Raw genomic sequence first — 16,475 nt, forward strand, 5'->3', positions numbered from 1 at the left:
CCGCCGAGAACCCCACGCCTCTACGCGTCGGGGTCGCTCAGCGAGAGCCTCAGCCGGTCGCTCGCGCGCTTCATGTGCTCGGCCATCGCCGCGTCCGCCCCCTCCGGGTCCCCCGCCCGGATCGCGTCGAGCACGGCCCCGTGCTCGTGCAGCGTCCCGCTGACCGTGCCCTCGATGTCCCCCGCCCGCTCCATCCACACCTGGAGCAGTGCCCGGATGGAGTGCAGGATGTCGCTGAGCACCGTGTTGCGCGCGATGTTCGCGGTCTCCAGGTGGAAGGCGATATCGGCGTCGACGAACGCCTTGACGTCCGTCCCCGCCTCCCGCATCCGCTCCAGGTGCGACTCCAGCCGCTCGACGTCCTCCTCGGACGCCCGGTCCGCGGCCAGCCGCGCCGACATGCCCTCCATGAAGGTGCGGACCTCGACCAGGTCCTGCGTACGGCGCTGACCGAGCATCAGACCCCAGTTGATGGCCCGCGGCAGGAACTCCGAGGTCCCCTCGCGGACGTACGAGCCCGAACCCGGCCTGATCTCGATGATGCCCAGGACGTCCAGCGCCGACAGCGCCCCGCGCACGCTGGAGCGCGCGACGCCGAGGGCGTCGGCGAGCTGCCGCTCGGCGGGCAGGCGCGTCCCCGGCTTCAGGTTTCCCTCGGACAGGTGATCAAGGAGTCGCTTGGCCACCTCACTGACCGAGGACTCCCGTACGACGGGGCGCAGAAGTGACGTGAAATCGGGCGCTTCGGGCTGCGTGGACACGCTGACCAGTACATCAGACGGGGCGGCGGAACCCCGGAGCGGGCGGACGATAACGCGCTCATCGGTCCAGGAGAAGAGCTCAGGGGAGCGACCTACGTCACTTTGGTAAATTGGTGACCAATTTAGGTTCCAGGGCTAGCTTGGAGTTGTTCACCGGCTGGAAACACGAGCTTCAACGGTTCGACTTCGCCTGCCGGAGTAGACACAGAACCGGACAAAGCGGTCCGCAAGCGAGGAGTCTTCCTATGGGCGCCACTGCGCATTCAGCCATCGAGAGATCAGCGATCAGGAAAGTCTCGATCCGGCTCGTCCCCTTCGTGGCCCTGATGTTCTTCGTGAACTACCTGGACCGCACGGCCGTCTCCTTCGCCGAACCGAACGGCATGGGGCAGGACCTCGCGCTCACCGCGGCGCAGTTCGGCTTCGCCTCGGGTGTCTTCTTCGTCGGCTACATCGTTCTCGAAGTGCCCAGCAACATGGCGCTGCACAAGTTCGGCGCCCGGCGCTGGCTGGCCAGGATCATGGTGACCTGGGGCGTCGTCGCCCTCCTCTTCACCTGGGTGCAGAACAGCGAGCAGCTGTACGCGCTCCGCTTCCTGCTCGGTGTCGCCGAAGCCGGCTTCTTCCCCGGTGCGATCCTCTTCCTCAGCCAGTGGGTGCCCTCCCGGCACCGCACGAAGGTGCTCGGCCTCTTCTACCTGGCGCAGCCCTTGACCACCGTCATCGGAGCTCCGCTGGCCGGCTGGTTCATCAACCAGCACGGGCTCTTCGGCCTCGAGGGCTGGCGCGTGATGTTCCTCGGCGTCTCCATCCCGGCGATCCTGCTGGGCGTCGTCGCCTGGTTCTACCTCATCGACAAGCCGGCCGACGCGAAGTGGCTGACCTCGGAGGAGCGGAACTGGCTGACCAAGGAGCTCGCCGCCGAGAACGCCGGCAAGACCGGCGCGGACGAGAAGACCAACCACGGCAAGGAGGCGCTGAAGGCCGCCTTCACCAACAGCCGCGTCTGGACACTCGCCCTCATCTACTTCGGCTTCGTCTACGGCCTGTACGCACTCGCGTTCTTCCTGCCGACGATCATCAACGGCTTCCAGGAGCAGTTCGGCACGACGTTCAGCGTGATGGACAAGGCGCTGATCACGGCCATCCCGTACCTCCCGGCCGCGATCGTCCTCTACTTCTGGTCCCGCAACGCCACCAAGCACGGTGTCCGCACCTGGCACATCGCGGGACCGGCCGTCGTCGGCGGGATCTCCATCCCCCTCGCCCTCTACATGGGCTCACCGGCCGCCACGGTCGCCGTCATCACCGTCACCGCCTGTGCGATCTTCGCCGCGCTGCCGGTCTTCTGGTCCGTCCCCTCGCAGTTCCTGACCGGCGCGGCAGCCGCAGCCGGTATCGCCCTGATCAACACCGCGGGCAACGTGGCCGGCTTCGCCGCCGGTTACGTCACCGGCTGGCTCAAGGACTTCAGCGGCACCTACTACCTGCCGCTGTTCCTCGTCGGGGCCTTCATGCTCATGTCCGCCGCGCTGATGCTGTGGCTCGCCAACCGGTCCAAGGGCCGGGACGCGCACCACGGCCGGCCTCTCGCAGAGGTTCGCTGATGACCCGCCTGTCCAACGACCCCGCCGCCTTCGCCGACGAAGCGCTCGAAGGCTTCGTCGCCGCCCACCCCCGCAGGGTCCGCCAGGTCCCCGGCGGGGTGGTCCGGGCCACCCGTACCGCCCCCGGCCAGGTCGCCGTGGTGGTCGGCGGCGGCTCCGGCCACTACCCGGCCTTCTCCGGTCTGGTCGGCCAGGGCCTCGCCCACGGCGCTGCGGTCGGGAACGTCTTCGCCTCCCCCTCCGCGCACCAGGTGCGCCAGGTGGCGCGGGCCGCCGAGACCGGCGGCGGCGTCCTCCTCGCCTACGGGAACTACGCGGGCGACGTCCTGCACTTCGGCCAGGCCGCCGAGCGGCTGACCGCCGAGGGCATCCCCACCCGCGCGCTCGGCGTCACGGACGACATGTCCAGCGCCTCCCCCGACGAAGCCCACAAGCGCCGCGGTGTCGCCGGGGACCTGGTCGTCTTCAAGACGGCCGCCGCGGCGGCCGAGGCAGGGCAGCCGCTGGACGAGGTGACCAGGATCGCCGAGCTGGCCAACGCCCGTACCCGCTCCTTCGGTGTCGCGTTCTCCGGCTGCACGCTGCCGGGCGCCGACCGCCCCCTCTTCACCGTGCCCGAGGGCCGCATGGCCGTGGGTCTGGGGATCCACGGCGAACCCGGCATGGGCGAGCGGCCGGTGCCGACCGCCGACGAGGCGGCCGAGCTCCTGGTCTCCACCGTCCTCGGCGAGCTCCCCGAAGGGGTCGGCTCGCCGCGCGGGCAGCGTGCCGCGGTGATCCTCAACGGCCTCGGCTCGGTGAAGTACGAGGAGCTGTTCGTCGTGTACCGCCGGGTCGCGCAACTCCTGGAGCAGGCCGGCGTGCAGGCGGTGGACCCCGAGGTCGGCGAACTGGTCACCAGCTTCGACATGGCCGGCGTCTCGCTCACCCTGTGCTGGCTCACCGACGAGCTGGAGCCCCTGTGGACGGCCCCGGCCGACGCCCCCGCCTACCGCAAGGGCGCCGTCGAGGCCGCCGACCTGTACGTCCCGGACCCGTCGGCGGAGACGGCCGAGGACACCGTCCCGCCGGCCACCGACGCCTCCCGCGAGGCGGCCCGCACGGCCCTGGCCGCCCTGCGCGTCCTCAAGGACACCGTCGGCCTCCACGCCGAGGAGCTCGGCCGGATCGACGCGGTCGCCGGTGACGGCGACCACGGCATCGGCATGCAGCGCGGCTCCACCGGCGCCTACGAGGCGGCGGCCCGCGCCGAAGCGCTCGGCGCCGGCGCGGAAACGCTTCTGCACCGGGCCGCCGATGCCTGGGCCGACCGGGCCGGCGGCACCTCCGGCGCCCTGTGGGGCGTCATCCTCCGGGCGCTCGGCAGCGCGCTCGGCGACACCGAGCGGCCCACGGCACCCGTGGTCGCCACCGGGGTCGCCCGGGCGTCGGCGGGCGTGATGGAGCTGGGGAAGGCGGAGGTCGGCGACAAGACCATGGTCGACGTCCTCGTCCCCTTCTCCTACGCGCTCACGGCAGCCACCGAGGCCGGCCAGCCCCTGGCCACCGCCTGGGACACGGCCGCGCACTCCGCGTCCGCCGCCGCCGAGGCCACGGCGGACCTGCTCCCCCGGATGGGCCGCGCCCGCCCGCACGCCGAGAAGAGCCTCGGCACTCCGGACGCCGGAGCCCACTCGCTCGCCCTGATCGTCCGTGCCGTGCACGGCGTGTTCGTACCCACTCTGGAGAACCACTGATGTCCGAGAAGCTCCGCATCGTCGTCGGCTCCGACGACGCCGGCCACGTGTACAAGGAAGCCCTCAAGAAGGACCTGGAAGCCAGCGGCCTCGTCGCCGCCGTCACCGATGTGGGGGTCGACGCGGACGGGCACACCGCCTACCCGAAGGTCGCCATCGCCGCCGCCGAGATGATCGCCCGTGGCGAGGCCGACCGCGCCCTGCTGGTCTGCGGCACGGGCCTCGGGGTGGCCATCGCCGCGAACAAGGTCAAGGGGATCCGGGCCGTCACCGCCCACGACTCCTTCTCCGTCGAGCGCGCGGTCCTCTCCAACAACGCCCAGGTCCTGACCTTCGGCCAGCGCGTCGTCGGCCTGGAGCTGGCCCGTCGGCTGGCCGCCGAGTGGCTGACGTACCGCTTCGACGAGGCGTCCGCGTCCGCCGCCAAGGTCGCGCTGATGGACGACTACGAGAACAAGAACGACGAGAACCAGCAGGAAGCCGCAGCCTGATGTTCGCCGCGCAGAACGCCGCGCAGAACCACCCCCGGGTCACGATCGGGGTGAGCCTGAAGATGTACTTCGGCCACCACCAGACCCTCAACTGGGCCCGCAGCATCGCGGATCTGGCCGCCCGGCACCCCGCCGTCACCGGCGGCACGGCCGAGCTGTTCGTGCTGCCCGCCTTCCCCGCGCTCGTCCCCGTCACCGGCATCCTCGCCGGTACGGAGGTACGGACCGGGGCGCAGGACCTGGCCACCGAGGACTCCGGTCCGTACACCGGCGAGGTCAGCGGCGCCCACCTGCACGAGATCGGCGCCCGCTACGCCGAGGTCGGCCACGCCGAGCGCCGCCGGCTCTTCGGCGAGGGCGACACGGTCGTCGCCGCCAAGACGGCCGCCGCCCTGCGCAACGGGCTGACGCCGGTGCTCTGCGTCGGTGAACTCGACCAGGTGTCCCCCTCCGAGGCCGCCGCCCGCACGGTCGCCGAAGCCGAACGCGTCCTGGCCACGGCGGCCCACGACGGCCCGCTCGCCCCGGTCGTCCTCGCGTACGAGCCGCAGTGGGCCATCGGCGCTCCCCGGCCCGCCTCACCCGAGCACATCCGTACGGTCTGCGAGGCCCTCACGGCCTGGCTCACCACCCAGCCGTCGCTGGCCGGAAGCCGCGTGATCTACGGCGGCAGCGCGGGCCCCGGTCTGCTCACCGACCTGGGTACGGGCGTCGACGGGCTGTTCCTCGGCCGCTTCGCCCACGACCCGGCAGCGGTGGAACGCATCCTCGACGAGACGCTGGAAGGAGCCCTCCCGTGTCCTACGGCCTGAGCACCTACGCCTTCTTCTGGCGCATCTCGGACAGGGCCCCGCGTCCCCTCACGCTCGACGAGATGCTCGCGCAGACCCGGGAGATGGGCGGCGAGGTCTTCCAGATCTGCGACTACCCGCTGATCGAGACGTACGACGACGAGCGGCTCGACGCCCTGCGTGCCACGGCTGCCGGCCACGGCATCACGCTGGAGCTGGGCACCAGGGGCGTACGCACGGAGCACCTCGCCACCTACCTCCGCGTCGCGCGGCGCCTGGGCGTCACCCTGGTCCGCTCGATGCTGAACACGGCGGACCACCGTCCGACCGTCGCGGAAGCCACCGCCCTCCTGCGCGAGGCCGTCCCCGCCTACGCGGCGGCAGGCGTCACGCTCGGCCTGGAGACCTACGAACAGGTCTCCACCGACGACCTGTTGTCCGTCGTGCGCGGCGTGGACAGCCCGCACCTCGGCGTCGTCCTCGACCCGGGCAACAGCGTCGCCCGGCTGGAGCGTCCGGTGGACGTCGTCGACGCCACGGCTCCCTACGTGGTGAACATCCACGTCAAGGACTTCTCGTTCTCCCGCCGTGACGGCTGGGTCGGCTTCACCTTCGCCGGCTGCCTTCTCGGCGAGGGCCTTCTCGACTACCGCCACATGATCGACACGGTCGGGCCGGACGAGCGGGGCATCAACCAGATCGTGGAGCACTGGCTCCCCTGGCAGGGCGATTTCGAGGAAACCGCCCGCCTGGAGGACCAGTGGACCCGGCACAGCATCAACACCCTTTTGAGGAGCAAGTAATGGCCACCGGATCCAAGACCGTCGCCGTCATCGGGGCCGCAGGCAAGATGGGCCAGCGCGTCTCCAACAACCTGGTCGAGAGCGACTTCCGGGTGCTCTTCAGCGAGGCGTCCCCCAAGGGCCAGGAGCTGATCCGCGACCTCGGCCGCGAGCTGACCGAGTCCGCCGACGCCGCCGCCCAGGCCGACGTGGTCATCCTCGCCGTCCCCGACGTCGTCCTCGGCAAGGTCTCCGAGGAACTGGTGCCGCTGATGAAGCCGGGCACCGTGGTTCTCACTCTCGACCCCGCCGCCGCCTACGCCGGTCTGCTGTTCTCCCGCGACGACATCCACTACGCCTGCGCCCACCCCTGCCACCCGTCCGTCTTCCTGGAGCGCACCACCAAGGAGGAGTGGCAGGACACCTTCGGCGGCATCGCCGCCCCGCAGGAGGTCGTCGCCGCGTACGAGGGCGGCGACGCCGCCAAGCAGGAGCTGGCCGACTCGGTCATCCGCGTGATGTACGCGCCCGTGATCGACGTCCACTGGGTCACGGTCAAGCAGCTCGCGGTCCTGGAGCCGACCCTCGTCGAGACGATCGCCTGCATGGTCGGCGCACTGCTGACCGAGGCCCTCCACGAGACGGTCCACACGGTGGGCGTCCCGGAGAAGGCGGCCCGCGCCATGCTGCTCGGCCACACGCAGGTCGCGCTGGCCAACACCCTCAAGGGCTCGAACCCGTTCTCCGACGCGTGCCTGATCGCGATGGACTACGGGCGCGAGTCGATCGTCCGCGACGACTGGAAGAACGTCTTCAAGGACGAGGAACTCGACAAGGTCATCACGCGGATGCTCAAGATCAAGGAGATCAAGCGCTGACCCGGTCCTGACACCGGCACCACCGCTCAGGTCTCTGCGAAACGGGCCGGGCTCTCCATCAGGGGTGGAGGGCCCGGCCCTTTCGCGTGACGCGGGCGAGCGTCACTGTCTCCGCGTGTTCCAGTTCGCGAGCACCGCATCTGCCCCGGCGTGCAGGTCCCTGGCCGGCACACCGTCACACACCTGCACCGAAACGCCGAGCAGGAAGCCGTGAATCATCGAGGTGACGCCGTCCACATCGGCATCCTCGGCGAGTTCCCCCGAGGCGACCCCGCGTACGACGAGCTCCCGGATGCGCGCCCGGTCCCCCGCCCGGCGCGCCACTACGGCCTTGTGCGGCCCGGCCTCCCCCTCTCCCGGCGCCCGCACCGTCCCCGAGAGGGCGACGAGGCATCCGCGAGGGTGAGAGGAGTCGGTCTGCATGTCGATCGACCCGTGCAGCAGGCGGGCGACAGCCGCGCGAGGGCTCGCCGCCTCGTCCGCCACGACATCGGTGACGCTGCCCGGCCCGGCGATGTAGTGCTCGACAGCCCTCTCGAACAGCCCCTCCTTCGAGCCGAAGGCACCGTACAGGCTGGCTGAGGACAGGCCCGTGGCCTCGCGGAGCTGGGCCAGCGATGTCGCCTCGTAGCCCTGTTCCCAGAAGAGCAACATCGCAGCTTCCAGGACGGCCTCCTGATCGAAAGCGCGGGGACGGCCGACAGGGGACACGGCGAACCTCCTCCATTGCGGACTGACTGATCCAGTTTGACACCTCCCGCCACCTCGATCAATATCGGATCAATCAATCCAGAACTATGGAGGGGTCCGTCCGATGACCACAACCAGCCCCACGCCGATCCGCGAGCGGGCGTCCGACTCGTTCCCCGTCCCGGCGCTGGTGGTGATGGCGTGTACCGGATTCATCGTGATCATGACCGAGACGCTGCCGGCGGGACTGCTCCCGCAGCTCGCGGCCGGACTCGACGTCTCCGAAGGCGTCGCCGGTCAGCTCGTGAGCGCCTATGCGATCGGAACGGTCCTGGCGGCCGTCCCCGCGATCATGCTGACGCGCGGGGCTCGGCGGAAGCCGCTCCTCGTCATCGGTCTGTTCGGGTTCCTCGTCGCGAACTCCGTCACCGCGGTAGCGCCGTCGTTCGCCGTCGCACTTGTCGCCCGGTTCATCGCGGGAGCCTTCTCCGGCCTGCTGTGGGGCATGCTCGCCGGGTACGCCCGCCGTATCGTCGCTCCCGAGCGCGCCGGCCGCGCCCTCGCCATCGCCATGACCGGAACCCCGGTCGCACTCGCCGTCGGAACGCCTCTCGGCTCCTGGCTTGGCTCGACGGCCGGATGGCGTTGGTCCTTCGCCGCGATGTCACTGCTCAGCGTCATCGTCGTGATCTTCGCCAAGTTCCTCGTGCCTGACGCACCCGGGCAGTCGGCACGGACACAGGCTCCGCTCGGCCGAGTGCTGCGCCTCGCCGGTGTGGCGACCATCCTCGCCGTCGTGTTCATCTGGATGCTCGCCCACAACCTGCTCTACACCTACATCGCTCCCTTCCTGCGCCAGATGCACCTGACGCTCCGGCCGGACATCGCGCTCCTCGTCTTCGGCGTCGCCGCACTCGGAGGTATCTGGGTCACCGGTCTGTTCATCGACCGCACACTGCGCGGGCTCACCCTGGCGAGCGTGGCCCTGTTCGTCGTCGCCGGCACGTTCCTGGTCGCCGCGCAGCAGTCCACCGTGCTCGCGCTGCTCGGAATCGTCCTGTGGGGCCTGGCATTCGGTGGCTCGGCGACCCAGTTGCAGACGGCCATGGGGGAGGCCGCGGGCGAGGACGCCGATGCGGCGTACTCGATGCTGACGACCGTCTTCAACCTCGCGATCTTCGCGGGCGGGGCCGCAGGAGCTGTGATCGTGGAGAGTGCCGGCGCACGGGTTCTGCCGGTGGCTGTGATCGCTCTCGCACTCGTCTCGCTCCTCACTGTCGGCCTCGGCCGACGCGCGGCATTCCCCACAGGGAGATGACCAGGGCGTGACCCGCGGCTCGCGCGGGCTCCGCCCTGTTCCGCCACGCCGGTTACTTGGGGTCGCGGTCGTACTGGTTCTTGGACCAGCGGTAGCCGAGGAGGGAGAGGGCGAGGCACCAGGCGAGGGTGATCCAGCCGTTGTTGCCGATCTCGGTGCCGAGGAGCAGTCCGCGCAGGGTTTCGATGGCGGGGGTGAAGGGCTGGTACTCGGCGATGGGCTGGAACCAGCCGGGCATCGAGTCCAGGGGGACGAACGCGCTGGAGATCAGGGGCAGGAGGATCAGGGGCGTGGCGTTGTTGCTGGCCGCTTCGGCGTTGGGGCTGCTCATGCCCATGCCGACGGCGATCCAGGTGTACGCCAGGGAGACCAGGACCAGCAGCCCCAGAGCCGCGATCCACTCCAGCAGGGTGGCATTCGTGCGGAAGCCCATGGCGACGCCGACCGCGCCGACCACGACGACGCTCAGGACGGCCTGCATGACGCTGCCGGCGACGTGTCCGAAGAGGACGGAGCCTCGGTGGATGGCCATGGTGCGGAAGCGGGCGATGATGCCTTCGCTCATGTCCGTGGATACGGAGACGGCGGTGCCGACGACGGTGGAGCCGATGGTCATGAGCAGGATGCCGGGGACGAGGTAGGCGATGTAGGCGGAACGGCCCGCGCCGCCGCTCATGGTGTCGCCGAAGATGTAGACGAAGAGCAGCAGGAGCATGACCGGGGTGAGGAGCAGGTTCAGGGTGAGGGAGGGGTAGCGCCGGGCATGCAGGAGGTTGCGGCGCAGCATGGTGGACGAGTCGCGTACGGCGAGGGAGAGGGTGCTGCTGCTCATCGGGCGTCCTCCTTGGACTGGGCGGACTGGGCGGACTGGGTGGGGATGGTGGTGGTGAGGGCGAAGAAGACGTCGTCGAGGTCGGGGGTGTGGACGGTCAGTTCGTCGGCCTCGATGCCCGCCGAATCCAGCCGGTCGAGGAGGGAGCGCAGTTCGCGCTGGCTGCCGTCGCTGGGGATCTGCAGGGCGAGTGCGTCGTCGTCGGTGGTGGCGTCGTGGAGGGCGGAGGCTGCCGACCGGTAGGTGTCCGGGTCGGTGAAGCGGAGGCGGATGTGTCCGCCGGGGATCATCCGTTTGAGTTCTTCGGCGCTGCCCTCGGCGGCGATCTTCCCGTTGTTGAGGACCGCGATGCGGTCGGCGAGTTCGTCGGCCTCTTCCAGGTACTGGGTGGTGAGGAAGACCGTGACGCCTGTGGCGACGAGCTCGCGGATGATGGTCCACATGGTGTGGCGGGAGCGGGGGTCGAGGCCGGTGGTCGGCTCGTCGAGGAAGATGATCCTCGGGTCCCCGACCAGGGTCATCGCGATGTCCAGGCGGCGCTTCATCCCGCCGGAGTAACCGGCAGCCGGCTTCTTCGCCGCGTCCACCAGATCGAACCGTTCCAGGAGTTCGGCCGTGAGCCGCTTCCCCTCACCGCGGGAGAGGTGGTGCAGGTCGGCCATCAGGAGCATGTTCTCCTCCCCCGTGATCAGGCCGTCCACCGCCGAGAACTGCCCGGTGACACCGATCGCCGCACGCACCGCCTGCGGCGCGGCGGCCAGGTCGTGGCCCGCCACCTGGGCCTGTCCGCCGTCGGCGGAGATCAGCGTGGAGAGGATCTTCACGGCGGTGGTCTTGCCTGCACCGTTCGGGCCGAGCAGCGCGAACACGGACCCGGCCGGGATGTGCAGATCGATGCCGTCGAGGACGGTCTTGTCTCCGTAGGACTTACGCAGCCCGATGGCGGAGACGGCGGCAGGCGGCTGGGGGCCGTCACCCTGACTGGACATGGGCATGACAGAAAAAGGCATGGAGTACCCCGTTCGATGACTGAAGTGACTGATGGGCGGGCGCGTCGAGGTGACGGGTTCTTCCGGTTCAGGCCTTGGCGCGGTGGACGTCGATGTTGCCGTGCCGGGTGCGGGCGCGGACCGTGACGGCGTCCTCGGACTCCTCCGGGGAGTCGGACGCGGTCAGCGTGCTACGCACCTGCCCGGAGCGCGAGTCGACGTCGAGCCAGGCGGCCGTGCCCTCGCGGACACCGATCTCGATGGCGCCGTAATTGGTCTCCAGCTGGACGGTGCCGCGCGCCACTTCCCCCACCCGCAGGGTGCCGTGAGCGGTGGTGGCGGTGACCGAGTCCTCGGCGCGGACGATGTCGATGTCGCCGTTGGCTCCGCTCACCCGCAGCTCACCGGTCACGCCCCCGACGGTCGTGGAGCCGTGCGAGTTCTTCAGGACGGCGGGGCCGTCGACGAGGCCGACGCGCAGACTGCCGGAACTGGTGGTGATCTCGGCCGCGCCCTCGACCCGGTCCACGGTGATCGAGCCGTGCGACGCGGTCAGATGCAGCGGGCCGGTCGTGTCGAGGCGGACGTCACCGGCCGAGGTCTTCACACGGACGTCGCCGAGCCGGCCCTCGCCGAGCACCTGGGCCCAGGCGCCGGTGATGTCGATGTGCGAGCCGGTGGGCAGGTCGACCGTCACGTCGAGGACGCCGGTGCGGCCGAACAGATTGGACTTGGGCGTCCGGACGGTCAGGACACCGTTGGCGTAGGTGACCTCGGTCTGGCCGGCCGCCCGGACGTCCAGGTCCTTCTTCGGGTCGCGGGGCCGTACCTCGACGACGGTGTCGAGGCGGTCGCCCGCGGTGAACTGGATGGAACCGGCCTCCACACGCGCGGTGACCGAGATCGCTTCGGAAGTGTCGAAAGAAGGCATGGCTGTCCCGTCCTCTTGGGTCTTCAGGGCGTCCCCGCTGGTGGGACGTGGTGTGGGTGAACAGTGGTGCGGGTGAAGGGGGGTGTGGCTAGCGCACCCAGCCCGTGAAGCTCTGCCCGATGGTCCGGGTCCTCTCCGCCGTACGCGGCCGGGTGTCGCCGTCGACCGCGGCCGACACGGCGCGCACCAGCCACGCGTTGACCGACAGCCCCTCGCGGGTCGCGGCCTCCTCGGCACGGGCCTTGAGGTGGGCCGGCAGGCGCAGGTTGACGCGCGCGGTGCCACCCTCGTCGCCGTCGGCCGGGACCGGGGCCCTGAGCGGCCCGACGGGCGCGGCCGACTCCGTGGGGACGCCACCGTCGGTGGACGGCGGCGTCACCACGAAGTCGGGGTCGAGCCCGCGCAGCCGCACGTCGACCGAGCCGGGGGCGAGCTCCCGGGTGATCTCGTCCGCCGCGGCGGAGAGCGCACTGAGCAGCGTCAACCGGGTCGCCGACTCCAGCGGAGCGGTGAGCCTCTCCGCCAGCTCGCGGGCATCGTCCCCGCCGGCTTCGGCGGCCACCGCGAGTTCACGGCGGAGAGTGTCGACATACGGGGTGAGGTCCATGACGTCATCATGGCGCCATCATGGCACCATGCGCAAGTCGCGCGACTGAATTTCCTGGGCAGCACGCAACCAGACCGCCCTGACCTGCACACATGCATGGACACCCGTGGGAGCAGCGGTGGCACCACCCACACTCAGGCGCGTTCAGCGGACCTGAGATGGCACCGAATGGCACCGCGTGGCACCAAGCCGTGCCACGCGAGGCGGGCGCGGCCCGCCCCCGGCTCCCGGACCACCACCGGGCCGAGTCCGCCCACCCCGTAATCTCCAGCCGGTCAGGAGATCGACGGACTGCGATCAACAGCGGGGGACGTTCATGACATACCGGCGCGCGGCGATACCGGCACTGGCCGGAGGGCTGCTGCTCACGGCACTGCTGTGGTGGGCGGGGGCGAGCGCGAACGCGCTGCGCCTCCAGGGGGCCACCGACGCACTCGGCGGCCGGCTGGTCGCCGACCTCCAGTCCTGGCTCACGCCGTGGTCGTACGATCCGCCGGACTCGGTCCGGTTCGGCACCGGGGCGCTGGGGGACATCGAGGGTCCCGCCTCGGCAGACCCCGGCCGCTATCTCTCGCTGTACGAGACCGGCATGCAGATCCGGTTCGCCGCGGTCTTCGCCTTCTTCGTACCCGGGGCACTCCTCCTGGTCCGCAGACTGCCGCCGGTGAACCGCCGGATACCGGCCACACTGCTCGCGGTGTGGGCCTGGGGCCTGGTGGCCGGGACCCTGGCGGTGACCGTCTCCACGCCGTGGCTCATCGCCTCGCACGGGAACGGCAGTTACCGTCTCCTGCCCCAGCTCGCGGCCTCGGGCGGGCGGCAGATCGTGGTGGTGACCGCACTCGTCGCGGCGGCCGTCACCGTGCTCGCGGCGCGGATCACGGTCAAGGGTGCCGGACCGCTGCCGCTCAACGACGTTTCCGTGCGGGCCGCCCGTCCGGCCGCCACCGCCGGTACCGCCGTGGTGGCCTTCTCCTTGGTCGTCCTCTCCCACCAGTCGGTGGCCGCTTCCCTCCAGAGGGTCTCCCTGTCCGACGGTCTGCTCTCCGAACCGGGCGACCTGCTGCGCCAGTGGCTGCTGCTCGGCGGCTGGGCCGGCCCGGCGGGCGGTTCGCTCGGCCACTGGCTGCTGTACCGCGTCGGCGACGTGCTGCTGCTCGCCGTGGTGTGGTGGGCGCTGCGGCTGCTGCCCGTGCTGCTCACCCGGGCCACCGTGACGGCGACGGCGGTCGGGGCGGTCTGCGCGACCGTCGTCGGGCTCCTGGCGAACCAACTGTTCCGGTCCACGGTGACCGTGGTGGACTCGGGAGAACAATGGGGCTGGCAGCACCTGTCCGGCGGCCTCGGCCACGGCGTCCCGGCCGCCCTGGTCTGGGGCCTGCTGGCGGGTCTCACGACCGCGGCCGTCCTGCGGGCGGCCGGGGGGCGCACGGGGACCGGATGACGGCGGCGGCCCCCGTCCGGCGCATCGCCGGGCGGGGGCCGCCGTACTTCGGGTGCTCGAAGGGCCGTCCTACTTCCCGAGGGCCGCCTTCATCACTTCCCTCGCGATCGGGCCACCGAGGCCACCACCCGAGATGTCGGAACGGGAGATCTCCATCGCGGTCGGGTCGATGAACACCGCGACCGCCACCGCCTGGCCGTCGGACTTCTTGCCGTACGAGACGAACCAGCCGTACGGGACTTCCTTGCTCACGTCGTCACCACGCTGAGCCGTACCCGTCTTGCCGCCCACCGTCACGCCGTCGATCAGGGCGCGCTTCGCGCTGCCCTCCTTGGCGGTGAACTCCATCATCTCCTGGACCTTCTTCGCCGTCTCCTCGGAGACCGCCTGGCTCTTGACCTGCGGCTCGTGCTCCTCCAGGGTCGACAGGTCCGGGCCGAGCAGCTTGTCCACGAGGTACGGCTGCATCAGCTTGCCGCCGTTGGCGAGGGCCGCCGTGACCATCGCCATCTGCATCGGGGTGCTCGTGAGGCTGCCCTGGCCCATGCCGGTGAGGGCGGTGCCGGGCTTGTCCAGCTCCTCGGGGTAGAGGCTCTTCGTGGCGAGCATGTCGCCGAAGGCCTCGGAGTAGACGTCCTCGTTGAAGCCGAACTTCTCGGCCGTCTCACGCATCCCCTTGTCGCCCACCTTGAGGGCGGCGTCCAGGAAGACGTTGTTGCAGGAGTACTGCATGGCCGTCTTCATCGACGCCTTGTTGCACGTCTGGTCGCCCGCCTCACTGCTGATCGTGCTCGACGACAGCGGCAGCGGGTACGGGGAGACCGCGTCGGTCCGCGCGTCGACGTCCGTGACGACGCCGTGCTCCAGGGCCGCGGCGGCCGTGAGGATCTTGAAGGTGGAACCGGGCGGGAAGGTCTCACGCAGCGGGCGGTTGGCCAGCGGCTTGCCCTTCTCGTCGACCAGGGCCTGGAACTTGTCGCCCTCCTTGAAGGAGTTGCCGGCGAAGACCGAGGGGTCGTACGAGGGCGTCGAGACCAGAGCGAGGACCTTGCCGGTCGCCGGGTCGAGGGCGACGACCGCGCCCCGGGCGTCGAGGTCGGTCAGGCCCTTGTAGGCCGCCTCCTGCGCCTTCGCGTCGATGGTCGTGACCACGTCCCCGCCGCGCCGCTCCTCACCGGTGAGGATGTCCTTGGCGTGCCGGAAGGCGAAACGCTCGTCCTGGCCGCTGAGGATGCTGTCGTACGTGTTCTCCAGGAGGGACATGCCCTGTGCCTGGGAGGCGTAGCCGGTGACGGGGGCGTACATCGCGCCCTGCTTGAAGGTGCGCTGGTACTTGAAGTCGGTCCCCTCGACCTCCTTCGACCCCGTGATCGCCTTGCCGCCCACGATGATGTCCCCCCGCGGGGTGGCGAACTGGGTGATCTTGACCCGGCGGTTGTGCTCGTGGGTCGCGAGCTCCTCGCTCTTGGCGTACTGAAGCCAGTTGGTCCGTATCAGCAGAGCCAGCATCAGCAGCCCACAGAAAATGGCTATATGCCGCAACGGCCTGTTCATCGTGCTCCTGCTCCCAGGCAGCCGGGCACACACGCACACGGGCCGCACCATCGATGTCCGGAGGTGATAGATGCGATTTTAGCGTTGATGGTTCCACCGGAAGATCGCCCCGGCAGGTTCACGGACACGGGTTCCTCACACATACGCCGCATACGCGTCCAGCGCGCGCAGTACCTCGGCCTCACCGGCCGGGGGCAGTTGCAGGACGACCTCGTCGACGCCCAGATCCGCGTAGTACGCCAGCTTCCCCGGAGACGGCTGGACGGCGTAGGGCACCACCTGGAGGTGCTCCGGGTCGCGGCCCGCCTCCTCCCAGGCCGTGCGCAGCTTCGGCACGGACTCCGACAGGCCGCGCCCGCCGATCGGCAGCCAGCCGTCCGCGTCCTGGGCGATCTGCGCGAACAGCTTCGGTCCGGCCGCCCCGCCGATCAGGGTGCGCGGGCCGCTCACCGGGCCGCGCGGCCTCTGCACCGGCTTCGGATAGGCGTCGCTCGCCCGGACCGAGCCGAACTCACCCTCGTACGCCGTCGGTTCGTCCGCCCACAGGGCTCGCATCAGGGCCAGCCTGTCGCTGCCGAGCGCGCGCCGGGTCGGCCACTCCACACCGTGGTCGGCGGCCTCCTCCCTGTTCCAGCCGAAGCCGATGCCGAGCGTGAGGCGCCCGCCGGAGAGGTGGTCGAGCGTGGCGGCCTGCTTCGCCAGGTCGATGGGGTCGTGCTGGGCGATCAGCGTGATGCCGGTACCGAGGGCCAGCCGCTCGGTGACGGCGGCGGCCTGCCCCAGCGCGACGAACGGGTCGAGGGTGCGGCCGTATTCGGCCGGCAGCTCGCCGCCCGCCGGGTACGGGGACTCCCGGCTCACCGGGATGTGGGTGTGCTCGGGCAGATAGAGCCCGGCGAACCCCCGCTGTTCCAGCTCGCGTGCGAGCCGGACCGGCGTGATCGTCTCGTCGGTGAGGAATATCGTTATGGCGATCCGCATGCGAGGCACCTCCGTCGTCGTCCGTGACGGCACCACGGTATGCGGTCGAGCGGGCCGCCGAGTCCACTCCGTGGGGCCCGACG

General features: G+C 70.5%; 16 protein-coding genes. 8 read left to right on the forward strand and 8 right to left on the reverse strand.

The features are described 5' to 3' along the window. Positions 1 to 20: 20 nt before the first annotated feature. A complete protein-coding gene (locus ACFYQ5_RS25780; RefSeq protein WP_389200813.1) occupies positions 21 to 761 on the reverse strand; it encodes a FadR/GntR family transcriptional regulator in 741 nt (246 codons plus the stop codon). Between the two features lie 245 nt (positions 762 to 1,006). On the opposite strand from ACFYQ5_RS25780, the gene ACFYQ5_RS25785 reads away from it, so the two are divergent. Genes ACFYQ5_RS25785 through ACFYQ5_RS25810 form a run of 6 tightly spaced genes read left to right on the forward strand, consistent with a single transcriptional unit; the run spans position 1,007 to position 7,046 of the window. Beyond that, on the forward strand, positions 1,007 to 2,368 hold the full coding sequence (locus ACFYQ5_RS25785) for an MFS transporter (RefSeq protein WP_389200814.1): 1,362 nt from the start codon (positions 1,007 to 1,009) through the stop codon (positions 2,366 to 2,368). Further along, positions 2,368 to 4,104, forward strand: coding sequence for a dihydroxyacetone kinase family protein (locus ACFYQ5_RS25790; RefSeq protein WP_389200816.1), 1,737 nt, complete (start codon positions 2,368 to 2,370; stop codon positions 4,102 to 4,104). The genes ACFYQ5_RS25785 and ACFYQ5_RS25790 overlap by 1 nt, the downstream gene beginning before the upstream one ends. Continuing rightward, the gene (locus tag ACFYQ5_RS25795) at positions 4,104 to 4,595 is read left to right on the forward strand and encodes a ribose-5-phosphate isomerase (protein ID WP_389200818.1); all 492 of its coding nucleotides are present in this window, start codon (positions 4,104 to 4,106) and stop codon (positions 4,593 to 4,595) included. The genes ACFYQ5_RS25790 and ACFYQ5_RS25795 overlap by 1 nt, the downstream gene beginning before the upstream one ends. Further along, the gene (locus ACFYQ5_RS25800; RefSeq protein WP_389200819.1) at positions 4,595 to 5,407 is read left to right on the forward strand and encodes a triose-phosphate isomerase family protein; all 813 of its coding nucleotides are present in this window, start codon (positions 4,595 to 4,597) and stop codon (positions 5,405 to 5,407) included. Before ACFYQ5_RS25795 ends, ACFYQ5_RS25800 begins: the two co-directional genes overlap by 1 nt. Next, on the forward strand, positions 5,392 to 6,189 hold the full coding sequence (locus ACFYQ5_RS25805) for a sugar phosphate isomerase/epimerase family protein (RefSeq protein WP_389200821.1): 798 nt from the start codon (positions 5,392 to 5,394) through the stop codon (positions 6,187 to 6,189). The genes ACFYQ5_RS25800 and ACFYQ5_RS25805 overlap by 16 nt, the downstream gene beginning before the upstream one ends. Continuing rightward, entirely contained in the window at positions 6,189 to 7,046 is an 858-nt protein-coding gene (locus ACFYQ5_RS25810) for a phosphogluconate dehydrogenase C-terminal domain-containing protein (protein ID WP_389200823.1), read from the forward strand. The genes ACFYQ5_RS25805 and ACFYQ5_RS25810 overlap by 1 nt, the downstream gene beginning before the upstream one ends. A gap of 102 nt (positions 7,047 to 7,148) precedes the next feature. Here ACFYQ5_RS25810 and ACFYQ5_RS25815 read toward each other — a convergent pair whose 3' ends face one another. Continuing rightward, positions 7,149 to 7,757: a TetR/AcrR family transcriptional regulator gene (locus tag ACFYQ5_RS25815; RefSeq protein ID WP_389200825.1), complete on the reverse strand. Its 609-nt coding sequence runs from the start codon at positions 7,755 to 7,757 to the stop codon at positions 7,149 to 7,151. A 103-nt stretch (positions 7,758 to 7,860) separates the two neighbouring features. Between ACFYQ5_RS25815 and ACFYQ5_RS25820 the strand changes: the two genes are divergently transcribed. Beyond that, positions 7,861 to 9,054 carry an MFS transporter gene (locus ACFYQ5_RS25820; RefSeq protein WP_389200827.1) on the forward strand — a complete coding sequence of 398 codons (1,194 nt, stop codon included), beginning with the start codon at positions 7,861 to 7,863 and terminating at the stop codon, positions 9,052 to 9,054. Between the two features lie 52 nt (positions 9,055 to 9,106). Here ACFYQ5_RS25820 and ACFYQ5_RS25825 read toward each other — a convergent pair whose 3' ends face one another. The 4 genes from ACFYQ5_RS25825 to ACFYQ5_RS25840 all read right to left on the reverse strand — a co-directional run bounded on the left by ACFYQ5_RS25825 (position 9,107) and on the right by ACFYQ5_RS25840 (position 12,413). Beyond that, positions 9,107 to 9,886 (reverse strand): ABC transporter permease, encoded by a 780-nt coding sequence (locus tag ACFYQ5_RS25825; RefSeq protein ID WP_389200828.1) that lies wholly within the window; start codon positions 9,884 to 9,886, stop codon positions 9,107 to 9,109. Beyond that, entirely contained in the window at positions 9,883 to 10,896 is a 1,014-nt protein-coding gene (locus ACFYQ5_RS25830) for an ATP-binding cassette domain-containing protein (protein WP_389200829.1), read from the reverse strand. Before ACFYQ5_RS25830 ends, ACFYQ5_RS25825 begins: the two co-directional genes overlap by 4 nt. A gap of 67 nt (positions 10,897 to 10,963) precedes the next feature. After that, positions 10,964 to 11,806, reverse strand: coding sequence for a DUF4097 domain-containing protein (locus tag ACFYQ5_RS25835; RefSeq protein ID WP_389200830.1), 843 nt, complete (start codon positions 11,804 to 11,806; stop codon positions 10,964 to 10,966). A gap of 88 nt (positions 11,807 to 11,894) precedes the next feature. Further along, the gene (locus ACFYQ5_RS25840; RefSeq protein ID WP_389200831.1) at positions 11,895 to 12,413 is read right to left on the reverse strand and encodes a toxin-antitoxin system HicB family antitoxin; all 519 of its coding nucleotides are present in this window, start codon (positions 12,411 to 12,413) and stop codon (positions 11,895 to 11,897) included. Between the two features lie 316 nt (positions 12,414 to 12,729). Between ACFYQ5_RS25840 and ACFYQ5_RS25845 the strand changes: the two genes are divergently transcribed. Beyond that, positions 12,730 to 13,857: a hypothetical protein gene (locus tag ACFYQ5_RS25845; RefSeq protein ID WP_389200833.1), complete on the forward strand. Its 1,128-nt coding sequence runs from the start codon at positions 12,730 to 12,732 to the stop codon at positions 13,855 to 13,857. A 69-nt stretch (positions 13,858 to 13,926) separates the two neighbouring features. On the opposite strand, the gene ACFYQ5_RS25850 is transcribed toward ACFYQ5_RS25845, so the two are convergent. Both ACFYQ5_RS25850 and ACFYQ5_RS25855 read right to left on the reverse strand, forming a co-directional pair. Further along, positions 13,927 to 15,411: a peptidoglycan D,D-transpeptidase FtsI family protein gene (locus ACFYQ5_RS25850; protein ID WP_389200835.1), complete on the reverse strand. Its 1,485-nt coding sequence runs from the start codon at positions 15,409 to 15,411 to the stop codon at positions 13,927 to 13,929. Between the two features lie 135 nt (positions 15,412 to 15,546). Then, positions 15,547 to 16,392, reverse strand: coding sequence for an LLM class F420-dependent oxidoreductase (locus ACFYQ5_RS25855; RefSeq protein ID WP_389200837.1), 846 nt, complete (start codon positions 16,390 to 16,392; stop codon positions 15,547 to 15,549). Between the last annotated feature and the right edge of the window lie 83 nt (positions 16,393 to 16,475).

The organism is Streptomyces sp. NPDC005794 (assembly GCF_042871445.1).
In the GTDB taxonomy this organism is placed as follows: domain Bacteria; phylum Actinomycetota; class Actinomycetes; order Streptomycetales; family Streptomycetaceae; genus Streptomyces.